14 protein-coding genes are annotated in these 11,110 nt (G+C 45.7%); 6 read left to right on the forward strand and 8 right to left on the reverse strand.

Annotated elements, in window-relative coordinates; genetic code table 11:
• Positions 1–237: 237 nt before the first annotated feature.
• Genes O9334_RS07410 through O9334_RS07420 form a run of 3 tightly spaced genes read left to right on the forward strand, consistent with a single transcriptional unit; the run spans position 238 to position 1,567 of the window.
• Positions 238–546: a hypothetical protein gene (locus O9334_RS07410; protein WP_045358670.1), complete on the forward strand. Its 309-nt coding sequence runs from the start codon at positions 238–240 to the stop codon at positions 544–546.
• A 3-nt stretch (positions 547–549) separates the two neighbouring features.
• Positions 550–1,428, forward strand: coding sequence for an SDR family oxidoreductase (locus tag O9334_RS07415; RefSeq protein WP_045358669.1), 879 nt, complete (start codon positions 550–552; stop codon positions 1,426–1,428).
• A complete protein-coding gene (locus O9334_RS07420; RefSeq protein ID WP_190380894.1) occupies positions 1,415–1,567 on the forward strand; it encodes a hypothetical protein in 153 nt (50 codons plus the stop codon). The genes O9334_RS07415 and O9334_RS07420 overlap by 14 nt, the downstream gene beginning before the upstream one ends.
• Before the next feature lie 13 nt (positions 1,568–1,580).
• Here O9334_RS07420 and O9334_RS07425 read toward each other — a convergent pair whose 3' ends face one another.
• The 3 genes from O9334_RS07425 to O9334_RS07435 form a co-directional block, all read right to left on the reverse strand.
• The gene (locus O9334_RS07425; protein WP_287999765.1) at positions 1,581–2,075 is read right to left on the reverse strand and encodes an ureidoglycolate lyase; all 495 of its coding nucleotides are present in this window, start codon (positions 2,073–2,075) and stop codon (positions 1,581–1,583) included.
• Between the two features lie 5 nt (positions 2,076–2,080).
• Positions 2,081–3,538: an efflux RND transporter periplasmic adaptor subunit gene (locus tag O9334_RS07430; protein ID WP_287999766.1), complete on the reverse strand. Its 1,458-nt coding sequence runs from the start codon at positions 3,536–3,538 to the stop codon at positions 2,081–2,083.
• A 296-nt stretch (positions 3,539–3,834) separates the two neighbouring features.
• Positions 3,835–4,437, reverse strand: coding sequence for a GUN4 domain-containing protein (locus O9334_RS07435; protein WP_045358666.1), 603 nt, complete (start codon positions 4,435–4,437; stop codon positions 3,835–3,837).
• A gap of 83 nt (positions 4,438–4,520) precedes the next feature.
• On the opposite strand from O9334_RS07435, the gene O9334_RS07440 reads away from it, so the two are divergent.
• A complete protein-coding gene (locus tag O9334_RS07440; RefSeq protein ID WP_045358665.1) occupies positions 4,521–5,501 on the forward strand; it encodes an aspartate carbamoyltransferase catalytic subunit in 981 nt (326 codons plus the stop codon).
• Between the two features lie 23 nt (positions 5,502–5,524).
• Here the strand turns inward: O9334_RS07440 and O9334_RS07445 are convergent, their stop codons facing one another.
• From O9334_RS07445 to O9334_RS07455, 3 genes are all read right to left on the reverse strand, one after another.
• Positions 5,525–5,806, reverse strand: coding sequence for a hypothetical protein (locus tag O9334_RS07445; protein WP_287732834.1), 282 nt, complete (start codon positions 5,804–5,806; stop codon positions 5,525–5,527).
• Positions 5,807–6,004: 198 nt separating this feature from the next.
• Positions 6,005–6,481 (reverse strand): urease accessory protein UreE, encoded by a 477-nt coding sequence (gene ureE / locus O9334_RS07450; RefSeq protein ID WP_045358663.1) that lies wholly within the window; start codon positions 6,479–6,481, stop codon positions 6,005–6,007.
• A gap of 77 nt (positions 6,482–6,558) precedes the next feature.
• Complete coding sequence (locus O9334_RS07455) at positions 6,559–7,044, reverse strand: DUF4168 domain-containing protein (RefSeq protein WP_045358662.1); 486 nt, start codon at positions 7,042–7,044, stop codon at positions 6,559–6,561.
• A gap of 549 nt (positions 7,045–7,593) precedes the next feature.
• Here O9334_RS07455 and hbs point away from each other — a divergent pair.
• Complete coding sequence (gene hbs / locus O9334_RS07460) at positions 7,594–7,878, forward strand: non-specific DNA-binding protein Hbs (protein ID WP_002759570.1); 285 nt, start codon at positions 7,594–7,596, stop codon at positions 7,876–7,878.
• Between the two features lie 31 nt (positions 7,879–7,909).
• Positions 7,910–8,977, forward strand: a complete 1,068-nt coding sequence (cobD, locus tag O9334_RS07465) for a threonine-phosphate decarboxylase CobD (RefSeq protein WP_045358684.1) — start codon at positions 7,910–7,912, stop codon at positions 8,975–8,977.
• A 109-nt stretch (positions 8,978–9,086) separates the two neighbouring features.
• Here cobD and psbC read toward each other — a convergent pair whose 3' ends face one another.
• Both psbC and O9334_RS07475 read right to left on the reverse strand, forming a co-directional pair.
• Entirely contained in the window at positions 9,087–10,469 is a 1,383-nt protein-coding gene (gene psbC / locus O9334_RS07470; RefSeq protein ID WP_002801320.1) for a photosystem II reaction center protein CP43, read from the reverse strand.
• A partial coding sequence (locus O9334_RS07475; protein ID WP_502846539.1) for a photosynthetic reaction center family protein occupies positions 10,453–11,110 on the reverse strand: 658 nt, incomplete at its 5' end. The genes O9334_RS07475 and psbC, both read right to left, overlap by 17 nt.

Consider the following 11,110-nt stretch of genomic DNA (forward strand, 5'->3'; position numbering starts at 1 on the left):
TGTAAGCATCCCACCGAAAAACTAATGCGGGGGGGGTTTGGGGGCGGCGCCACGCCCCCAACGGGGGGTTTGGGGGGTAGAACCCCCCAAAGGCTTGGATTGAGTGGTAAAATCGGAAGTAATGACCAATTTTAGAAGATAGTTTCCCTTTAAAAATCCCAACTCAGTAGATTTACAAAAATGGGATGTACCCCCACCCAACCCCTTTTTTCCTTTTCACTTTTCACTTAATAAACTATGTTAGCAACTACACATTATTTACTCAGGTCAAAACAAGACGGACAATACCTAGTAGCGCGTCTGAGAAAAGGTGAAAGCGAAACTCCAGCTAGTTATCTGCTTCTGTTTAAAGAATCCTATGATGCTTTAAGTTATATCAATACCCATGCTAATGATTTAGCCAATAATTTTTCTGTGGAAACTCTCTCAGGAACACAATTAAAAGGATTGATGCAGCGATGGGGATTTGCAGGAATTGGTTTAGTTAGTGAACCTTTGGAACCACAAGTGCAGTTTTTAGCCTACGAAAAAGGATTTAATCTCTAAACTATGAAAACGCTGTTAATCACTGGAGTTAGTGGGTTTTTAGGTTGGCATATTTACCAAAAAACTCGCTCATCTTGGGCAAGTTTTGGTACATATTTTAATCACAATGTCAATAGTAATGACCCGAATTTAATTAAAATTAACTTAACAGATTTAGCCGCAGTTAAAGAACTTTTTCAACAGATTAAACCCGACGCAGTAATTCATGGGGCTGCCCAATCAAAACCGAATCTCTGTCAAGAATTTCCCCAAGCATCCGAGGCAATTAATCTGACAGCTTCTCTAGAAATTGCCCGTTTATGTAGTCAATATCAAATACCGCTAGTTTTTACCTCTACCGATTTAGTTTTTGATGGTAAAAATGCCCCCTATTCCGAAAATGATCCCGTTTCTCCCGTCAGTGTCTATGGTGAGCAAAAAGTAGCGGCAGAAAAGGGTATTTTAGCAATATATCCTCGGGCTGCCATTTGTCGAATGCCTTTGATGTTTGGTTCCCCTTCTCCCAGCGCTAATAGTTTTCTGCAACCCTTTTTAAAAACCCTCCAAGAGGGAAAAGAACTATCTCTATTTACCGATGAATATCGTACAGCTGTTGGGGTTAATAGTGCGGTGAATGGGTTACTTTTAGCCCTAGAAAAAGTGCAAGGGATTATTCATCTGGGGGGTAAAGAAAGAGTTTCTCGTTATCAATTTGGTTTACTAATGACGGCAGTTTTTAATATTCCCAGAGAACAAATAAAACCCTGTTTACAGTCAGATGTTCCCATGAGTGCGCCCCGTCCCCAGGATGTTTCTCTTGATAGTTCTCTCGCTTTTTCTTTGGGTTATCAACCATTAAGTATTAAAAGCGAATTAGAGGCAATTAGAGATGAAATTATCTGAACAAAAGCGGACTATATTAATTATCTTGCTCCTTTTTTTTACCGCTATTCTCATGTCCAATTATTTTGAGGTAGGGATGACGGGAGTGTTAGCTTTTTTCGTTGCCTATCTATCTAAAGGATTGCGAAAAGTTAAGTAAAAAATTATTTTTTTCAATCAACAATCTCAAATTCTATTGACTGCTCTTGGGCAAAATTATAGGTAAAATGATCGACAATATTAGTATCGCTCAATTCGAGATTATAAAAATTGATCGCTGGTTGATCAAAAAGTGGGCCAGCGTGCCAAGTTCCCACCTCTAATTTAATAAAACAGTCCCCGGGGATGCGAAAAACCTTTAATTTTTCTAAATCCGGTTGAGGATGAGGACTAGGGGGGGCCACTCCTAAAAACCACTCTTGCCCCCCCAAAGAACCGAGACATTGGGTACATTGACTATGACGAGTAATTCGCTTAAATTTACGTCCGCGAGTCTGTAAACGCATAATATAAAAGCGTGGCACACCGTTTTTTAAATGCAGTTGTGCATCGCTTTCATCAAACAGTTTCCCGTCATGGCTAGGGGTTATTAATTGACCGTAGGGACGGAAACTCTCGGCGGTAATTAGTTGCGCTGACAGGGGACGAACGGTAATCGAATTACTCATAAAAATTACTGCTGACTAACAGTTATAGCTGTACCATCTCGGAGAGAAAGAATATTATTAATAGCAATTCTTTCCCCGGCATTTACTCCAGAAATAACCTGATAAGCTTGCCCTTGAATCGTGCCGACTTGAATTGGTTTTTGTCTGACCACTAAACGCTCCTTGGCATTTTCTTGACCTTCTTTAGCCTTTTCTTTTTCGGCCACAAAAACAAAATTTTGCGCTCCGATGCTAGTCACTGCCGTGGTGGGAACTAATACCCCCGGTTTTTGATCCCAAATTAACCGCGTCCGCACATATTGGTTATTGCGAAGACTGCCATCATTAGTAAAGGCAAATTTCACTAAAACCGATTGGGTAGCTTGGGAAACGGTGGGGGAAATAAAAGTTACTTGACCGCGAACGCCCGGGCTGCCATCGGGATTAATAATTTCCACGGGCAACCCGACGCGCAGACGCGGTTGTAATTCCACGGGAATCTGCACATTTAGTTCCAAAGTTTTATTGTTAGTCAACGAGGTTAATTCTTCACCCAGGGAGATAATATCGCCGACTTTTCTTTGATTAAAATCGCCGACAAAACCATCAATCGGGGCGGTAATGGTGTTAAAAACTAAATTCTGACGCGTCGCCCCTAATTGCCCCTCGGCGCTGGCTACCGCCGCTTGACGACTGTTCACTGTTGCCGCTGCCGCCGCCACCTGTTGCCGTGACGCTAATTCGTTTTGAATGGCGATATTTAATGCTTCTTTGTTTGCCTGTAGGGTAGCCCTAGCCGCCGTCACCTGTTGACGGGCCGCATCACGATTTTTAGACCGGGCCTCTACTTCCGCCCTGGCGGCCTGAATGTCGCGGCGGCGATCATCTAAGTCCTGTTGGGGCTGTGCGCCTTGTTTAACCAGAAATTCGGCTCTTGTTAGGTTTTTTTCCGCTAAATCTAAATTAGCTCTCGCTCTCTGTAAATCGGCTTCGGCGGCGCTCAAGGTGGCGATCTGACTTTTCACATTAGCTTCGGCATTAGCCACATTAGCCCGATTCTGGGCAATTTGGGCTTTATTTGCCCTCGCTTGCGCTTGTCTTTGCCTTAAATCTGCTTCAGACCCGTTGAGGTTCGCTTTGGCCGAATTTACCTGGCCGATGCCAGCGTTTACCTGTTGCTGTTGTTGTTCGGGATCCAATTCGGCGATTTTTTGTCCCTGAGTTACCTGATCGCCAGATTTAACGAAAATAGACCGAATCCGACCGGTAATCTGAGGGGAGACGCTAACACGCTCTTGGGCGATCAAAGTACCCACAAATTCGCTACTTTGCACTAATTTGTCGGTGCCGAGGGTTTGCAGTTTGACGGGAACAGCCGCCGGTCCGGTGGCTTGAGGGGATTGGGGGGCGCAACCGGTGACAATTAGGGAAACGGCGATCGACGAACCGATCGCTCTCGATACGTTAACGGATCGTTTAATCATTGTTAAATTTAGGGGTTTTTAGCGGAAAAAGTGCTAGTAAATCGGAAAAGGAAGAGGAAGATGAGGAGAGAAGCTTTTCCTTAAATTTTATTCTACAGAATTGATCGCCGTGATTATTAAACCTCTGGCATAATTAATTTTTGAGGGTTCAAAAACGGCAAAAATAAGGATTAAATGGCATAAAATCCGTAAATAGACTATTTAATTGATTATTGTTCATTCTTAATTCTCCTGACTACTGACTACTGACTACTGACTCCTAACCCTAACAACAATTTTTGATTTTTACAAGAGGTCTATTGTTTGCTTTGCCCTAAGCTAACAATATTACAGGTGACTAATCTTTGGGCGAGGGTGGTGTATTCTAGGCGACCACCGGCGATCTGATATTCGTCCCGGGGCGCCGGCAGATGACCGACGGGAGCATTGAGGGTATAGTTAAGATTTTCTTTAAAAATAATCCAATCACCATCTTTACGCCAACCGATGCGATCGCCAAAAGTTTGAAAATTTTCGATCGCCACTAAGCGCCCCGGTCGATTACCCGTCTCGATAAAAATGCGAAATTGGGTACTGAAACTAAAACGACCCCCGGAAGCTTCTTTCCAGAGTTGATCCATCTTTTGCAGATCCCAACAGGCCAATTTTTGCAGGTCTTCCATGGTAAACCAGCCCTGTAATTCCCGTCCGGTTGCTTTCAGCATTAAATTACGGGTTTCATCGTTAGCTTGCCGCCAATTTTGTTGAGCGAGGAAATTTTGCAGGCGAGTGTAATTAATGCCCGTGGTCGGTGATACCATTTCCCCAGAGGTGGCAGTCTGGGCAACGATCGCCGGCAAGGGATTGAGAAATAAAGCGATCGCAAGAGTGATCTGACACAAGGAAAAATTAATTCTCATAAACCCTATTTATTAACCTGATGCAAAGAAATCCTACAATAGCATAGACGAAATTCGCCGTTTTTACCGCCTCCTTAACGCCTATGGCTTTCACTTGGATCCGACACCACATTTTGGGATTGCAAGACTGGCAACCGGAAGAATACCAAACCCTGCTACAAACGGCCTCTAGTTTTCGTGAAGTTCTTTCCCGACGTACCAAGAAAGTGCCGGCCTTACAAGGTCAAGTGGTGACAAATCTTTTTTTTGAACCTTCTACCCGCACCCGTAGTAGTTTTGAACTAGCGGCGAAACGTCTTTCGGCCGATGTTCTTAATTTTGCCCCGGGTAGTTCCAGTTTGACTAAGGGGGAAACGATTCTCGATACCGCTTTAACCTATGTGGCCATGGGTACGGATATTTTTGTTATCCGACATCAACAGTCGGGAGTTCCCGATTTAATTGCCGCAGAAATGGATCGTTTGCAGTCGGGGGTCAGTGTTCTTAATGCTGGGGACGGTCAACACGAACACCCCTCCCAGGGACTTTTAGACCTGTTTACGATCTGTTGTCTGTTAGATGACGAAAATCCCCGTTTAGAACTGTTAGAGGGCAAAAAAATCGCTATTGTCGGGGATATACTCCATTCTCGCGTCGCTCGTTCCAATATCTGGAGTTTAACCACGGCAGGGGCGGAAGTACATTTGTCCGCCCCCCCCACCCTACTGCCGAAATATTTTGGGGAATTGTGCGATCGCTTATTTCTCCACTGGGATTTAGAACCAGCTTTAGAAAAGGCCGATTTTGTGATGACCTTGCGACTGCAAAAAGAACGAATGACTGCCAATCTTTTGCCCAGTTTACGCGAATATCATCAAAGTTTTGGCATTACCCGTCCTCGTTTGCAATCCTGTCAACCAGGGGTGAAGGTACTTCATCCGGGTCCTGTGAATCGGGGAGTGGAAATTAGTTCCGATTTAATGGACGATCCCGATTTTAGTCTGATTTCCCAACAAGTTACCAGTGGTGTCGCTGTTAGAATGGCTTTGTTATACCTGATCGGTAATCTTCGCAGCGACCAGTAAAAGGTTCTCAGGGATTTGATCTTTTAGTCTGGTTTCATTGAAACAATCCTAAAGTTTCTATCAAGGTAAATATCATACTTTCTTCCTCCCTCACACACAGCATCTTCTGCTTCAAATAGGTTAGTCTCAACATCAAATTTCATCGCTTTAGGATTCCTACAACCCTGTTTTAGCAAAGCATCAGTCAACCGTGATGTTTCTTCAGGGGTCAAGGCTCGATAATCACTACTATTAGCTTGACCCGCATAGATTGACATTCCTATAATGCTAAGAGATAGTAAGCTTATGATCGATTTGGTCTTCATTTTTTCAACTTCCTGAATACAATAAAAACATCATTCAAAGGGCTTTAGACCCAAATTTTCGCTAATTAGTTCGGCACGATTACCAGTCAACTTTATGTTAGGAAAAGCATACCTATTTTGCAATAAGTATAAATACTCAAGCTACCCCTAGGGCTTTTCTAGGAACTGCGACCGATACCGAATTCCGTTCTTTTTTAACTATCCCTTTTTTGCCTCTTCCAGGTCATGATAATGCTGATAAGCGCCGATTTCGGGGTTAAAGGGGGCGATTTCTTCAGTTACAGTTAATCCCAAACCTTCTAACATTGCTTGTAGGACAGAATCGGGGGACAGACGGAGATAATCGGGATTAATTTCTAGGGCTACATGACGATTACCGAGGTGATAGGCCGCTTTGAGAAGTAAATCGGTTGAAGGGGCGGTAATAGTGATAACTGGTTCGGGTTTAGCAATGATTTGAATAATTTCGCCGTTTTCTCCCCGCAGGAAATCGCGGTCCTGTAGAATTGTGCCGCGGGGTAAACGAAAACAGAGGGAAAAACCTTCGGGACTGTCGAGACGATAACGGCTGCGGGTACGTTCTTCGGCCGTAAGTAGGAGGCTAAAAAGTACCGTTTCTGGGGGAGGTAGACTAGCGGTATGACGGGGTGGTAAGCGCTCGGTAAAAGTTAACATGGTAGTGGTCAATGGGAAAAAACATTCTTAATTGTAGCCCTGACTCCAGCTTGACCCGAAAAACTGAGGAACTTTTTCTATTTATTCTCCCGTTGCAGACGAATCATCTCATTTTGCACCCGTCGTCTCAAGTTATCATCGGTACGAATCCGGTTAGTAATGGCGTTAAATTCAGTCGCAGTCAGACCACTATCTTGGACAATCTTTTTTGAGTTATTACAATAATCGACGGCAATTCTTTGGGCATTAGCGGGAAGATTATTAAAGCTTTCCCGTTGGTTACAGGTAATTGCTGGGGGACTTTTCCCTAAAATTTGCGAAATTGCCTGATAAGCTTGTCTTCTTTGGGTTTCGATCAACAAAACTGCTTTGGCATAACGTTTGATTTGGTCAGCCGTAAAATCTTGAGTATAAGCGGAGGACTGAAAACTAACCACCTCCGTCGTCCAAGAAAATTCGGGAATCAGACCGCCAAGAATGGCGATTACTGCCAAAAAAGTCACAATAAAAGAACGTCTTAAGCTTTGACCTAGATCGGCTAGGGGATAGCAGTAAATCACCATGCGAGTTTGTCGCTGAATAGATAATGATAGCAAACTTTCCAGTTAAATCCTGCTTTTTTGAATATTTTTAACGATCATAAGTTCCAATTCTAGCGAACATCTCCTTAGCCCGAACCTTAATTTTTGGGCAGAAATTGCTTTAGTAAACTTTTTTAACGTTTCTAGTGGCAAAATTAGTCAAAAATCTTTGAGAGAACCGATGAACGATTTTTGGGAAGTTAGGATGCCTATCGCTTTTAGAGAATATTTATCAGCAATTTAGCGGGCTAATCTCTTTTTATTAGCTTATATCGCTGTTAATCTCTCGCTTATTCCCTTTTGTCTCTCCCCTTGCTGGGGAATCGAGGGGAAATCTAGATAAATTAAAGGTTTCAGCGATTCCGATCGAGACAATTCCCGCTTAGAATAATGCAGTGGAATATATAGCCAATGGGGATTTGAGGCATTATTTAGTGATCTCGATCCTGGCGAGTCCTCAACAGGGGAACCATAATAAACTACTGACAACCACCCTAAACTCAGAAAAACCGCAAAACAAGGAGTTAGCGCATGAATAAAGGTGAATTAATCGATCAAATCGCTCTCAAAGCCTCTGTCACCAAAAAACAAGCAGATGCTGTTCTCACTGCCGCCATCGAAACCATTATCGAAGCGGTTTCTGAGGGGGACAAAGTAACCCTAGTAGGATTCGGTTCCTTCGAGGCCCGGGAACGTCAGGCCAGGGAAGGACGCAACCCAAAAACCGGGGATAAGATGGAGATTCCAGCCACTCGCGTCCCGGCTTTCTCGGCCGGTAAACTGTTTAAAGACAGAGTAGCCCCGGATAAGGAATAATTACTGTTGAGTTTTGAGCGCTGTAAGTCTTTTGCCTAGACCTAAACATGGTGGTAATCTTGACTGGGCAGCCGCCATTGCCGGCTGTCCGGTTTCCTCTATTCTCGATTTTTCTGCCAGTATCAACCCCCTCGGTCCGCCAGAAAGCGCCCTAACCGCTATTAAAAGCCATTTAACCAGTCTGACTCGTTATCCTGACCCCGAGTATTGGCAGTTGCGTTCTGCCCTCGCCCAATGGCATGATATCGGGCCGGATTGGATTCTCCCGGGCAATGGTGCGGCTGAGTTATTAACCTGGGCCGGTCGGGAATTGGCCTCATTTGATAGTGTTTATGTACTAACACCCGCTTTTAACGATTACGAACGGGCCTTAAAAAGTTTTGGTGGGAAAATCTGCCAACATTCCCTAGATTTAACCACTTTAAAGCCGGTTAATCCCGAAAAACAAGGCTTATTACTCAATAATCCCCACAATCCCACAGGGAAACTCTGGACGGCGGCGGCCATTCGTCCCTATCTATCGCAATTTGGTTTGGTGGTAGTGGATGAAGCTTTTATGGATTTTTTACCCCCGCAACAACAGGAGAGTTTAATATCTCTCTTGCCGGAATATCCCAATCTCGTGATTTTGCGTTCCCTAACTAAATTTTACAGTCTCCCCGGTTTACGTCTAGGATATGTCCTCGCCCATCCCGATCGCCTGTTACAATGGCAAAAATGGCGCGATCCTTGGTCGGTGAATAACTTGGCTGTGGTTGCCGCTATTGCGGCAATTGAAGATAGGGATTTTCAACAACAAACTTGGGATTGGTTAACGGCGGCCCGTGAGGATTTATGGCAGGGATTAGCTAATTTTCCGCAATTACAGCCCCAAACCAGTGCCGCTAACTTCCTCTTAGTACAATCTCAATCTTCCTGTTTACCCCTACAGGAAGCTTTATTAAAATATCATCGAATTTTCATCCGCGATTGTCTCAGTTTCCCCGAATTGGGGAGCAATTATTTTCGGGTAGCTGTCCGTTTACCGGCAGAAAATCAACGATTATTATCGGCTTTAGAGAGTGTTTTAGCTGCGTCTGATACTAAATCCGTTGAGTAACGCACAGAAAACGGGTTTCTCGGAGAAACCCGTTTTCTACTCATGCAAATTAACAACAAAAAGGCTCCCGCCAACTAGACGGGAGCCGCTGCCATCGAACTAACCGAAATTAGTCGAGGTCAGGCATTGCCAATGCGGGTTCAGTCTCGCGGTCAATTCCTTTCTCGAAACCGGCGGCGGCGGCGCGAGCGCGTCCAGCGTGCCAGAGGTGTCCAATCAGGAAGAAGAAAGCGAGGGTGAAGTGAGAGGTAGCCAACCAAGCGCGAGGAGACACATAGTTAAACGAGTTAACGTCAGTGATAACGCCGCCCACAGAGTTCAAGGAACCTAAAGGAGCGTGGGTCATGTATTCAGCCGCGCGGCGGACTTGCCAGGGTTGTACGTCATTTCTGATTTTGTCGAGGTCTAAACCGTTAGGACCGCGGAGGGGTTCTAACCAGGGACCGCGGAAATCCCAGAAACGCATGGTTTCACCACCGAAGATGATTTCGCCAGTGGGAGAGCGCATCAGGTATTTACCTAGACCGGTGGGGCCTTGGGCAGAAGCGACGTTAGCGCCTAAGCGTTGGTCACGCACCAAGAAGGTGAAAGCTTGAGCTTGGGAAGCTTCCATACCGGTCGGACCGTAGAATTCACTGGGATAGGCGGTGTTGTTAAACCAAACGTAAACGGCGGCGATAAAGCCCATCATGGAAAGAGCGCCCAAGCTGTAGGACAGATAGGCTTCTCCAGACCAGATGAAAGCGCGACGCGCCCAGGCAAAAGGTTTGGTGAGAATGTGCCAGATACCGCCAGCGATACAGATTAAGCCAATCCAGATGTGACCGCCGATGATATCTTCCATGTTGTTGACGCTGATAATCCAGCCTTCGCCACCGAAGGGAGCTTTGGTCAGATAACCAAAGATAACTGCGGGGTTGAGGGTAGGATTGGTGATGATGCGGACATCGCCGCCACCAGGGGCCCAGGTATCATAGACACCGCCAAAGAACATGGCTTTAAATACCAACAACAGCGCACCACAACCCAAGAGAATCAGGTGATAACCGATGATGTTGGTCATTTGGTTTTTGTCTTTCCAGTCGTAACCGAAGAAATTAGAGTATTCCTCTAGGGTTTCCGGTCCGCGGATAGCGTGGTAGATACCACCAAAACCGAGTACAGCCGAAGAAATTAAGTGCAGAACACCAGCGACGAAGTAGGGGAAGGTATCGACTACTTCACCACCAGGACCGACCCCAAAACCGAGGGTAGCTAAGTGGGGAAGCAGGATTAAACCCTGTTCGTACATCGGTTTTTCGGGGATAAAGTGGGCGGTTTCAAACAGGGTCATCGCCCCGGCCCAGAAAACGATTAAACCAGCGTGGGCGACGTGAGCGCCGAGCAGTTTACCGGAGAGGTTGATGAGACGAGCGTTACCAGACCACCAAGCGAAGCCGGTGGAACTTTGGTCACGACCACTAGCGGTAGGGATATTAGAGAGCGTTACCACGCGGGAGAACCTCCTCAGGGAAGATAAAGTTTTCGTGGGGTTGGTCTTGGGGAGCCATCCAAGCTCTCAGACCTTCGTTAAGCAGAATATTTTTAGTGTAGAAGGTTTCAAATTCCGGGTCTTCCGCCGCTCTCAATTCCTGAGAAACGAAGTCATAGGCCCGTAGGTTAAGGGCTAATCCCACCACACCCACAGCACTCATCCATAAACCAGTTACGGGGACAAAGAGCATGAAGAAGTGTAACCAACGTTTGTTGGAGAAAGCGATGCCGAAGATTTGCGACCAGAAACGGTTCGCAGTCACCATGGAGTAGGTTTCTTCCGCTTGGGTGGGTTCAAAAGCTCGGAAAGTGTTGGAACCTTCACCGTCTTCAAACAGGGTATTTTCTACGGTCGCTCCGTGAATAGCACAGAGAAGCGCACCACCGAGTATCCCGGCTACACCCATCATGTGGAAGGGGTTCAGGGTCCAGTTGTGGAAGCCTTGGAAGAAGAGAATGAAACGGAAGATACCAGCCACGCCGAAGCTAGGGGCAAAGAACCAGCTAGACTGACCGAGGGGGTACATCAGGAAGACACTGACGAACACCGCAATCGGACCGGAGAAGGCGAGGGCGTTGTAGGGACGAATGCCGACTAAA

Source organism: Microcystis sp. LE19-8.1F, from assembly GCF_027531715.1.
GTDB classification, from domain to species: Bacteria; Cyanobacteriota; Cyanobacteriia; order Cyanobacteriales; family Microcystaceae; genus Microcystis; species Microcystis wesenbergii_A.

Coding starts and splice junctions, on each gene's coding strand:
- O9334_RS07410 (WP_045358670.1), top strand. CDS start 238: ATGTTAGCAACTACACATTATTTACTCAGGTCAAAACAAGACGGACAA.
- O9334_RS07415 (WP_045358669.1), top strand. CDS start 550: ATGAAAACGCTGTTAATCACTGGAGTTAGTGGGTTTTTAGGTTGGCAT.
- O9334_RS07420 (WP_190380894.1), top strand. CDS start 1,415: ATGAAATTATCTGAACAAAAGCGGACTATATTAATTATCTTGCTCCTT.
- O9334_RS07425 (WP_287999765.1), bottom strand. CDS start 2,075: ATGAGTAATTCGATTACCGTTCGTCCCCTGTCAGCGCAACTAATTACC.
- O9334_RS07430 (WP_287999766.1), bottom strand. CDS start 3,538: ATGATTAAACGATCCGTTAACGTATCGAGAGCGATCGGTTCGTCGATC.
- O9334_RS07435 (WP_045358666.1), bottom strand. CDS start 4,437: ATGAGAATTAATTTTTCCTTGTGTCAGATCACTCTTGCGATCGCTTTA.
- O9334_RS07440 (WP_045358665.1), top strand. CDS start 4,521: ATGGCTTTCACTTGGATCCGACACCACATTTTGGGATTGCAAGACTGG.
- O9334_RS07445 (WP_287732834.1), bottom strand. CDS start 5,806: ATGAAGACCAAATCGATCATAAGCTTACTATCTCTTAGCATTATAGGA.
- ureE (WP_045358663.1), bottom strand. CDS start 6,481: ATGTTAACTTTTACCGAGCGCTTACCACCCCGTCATACCGCTAGTCTA.
- O9334_RS07455 (WP_045358662.1), bottom strand. CDS start 7,044: ATGGTGATTTACTGCTATCCCCTAGCCGATCTAGGTCAAAGCTTAAGA.
- hbs (WP_002759570.1), top strand. CDS start 7,594: ATGAATAAAGGTGAATTAATCGATCAAATCGCTCTCAAAGCCTCTGTC.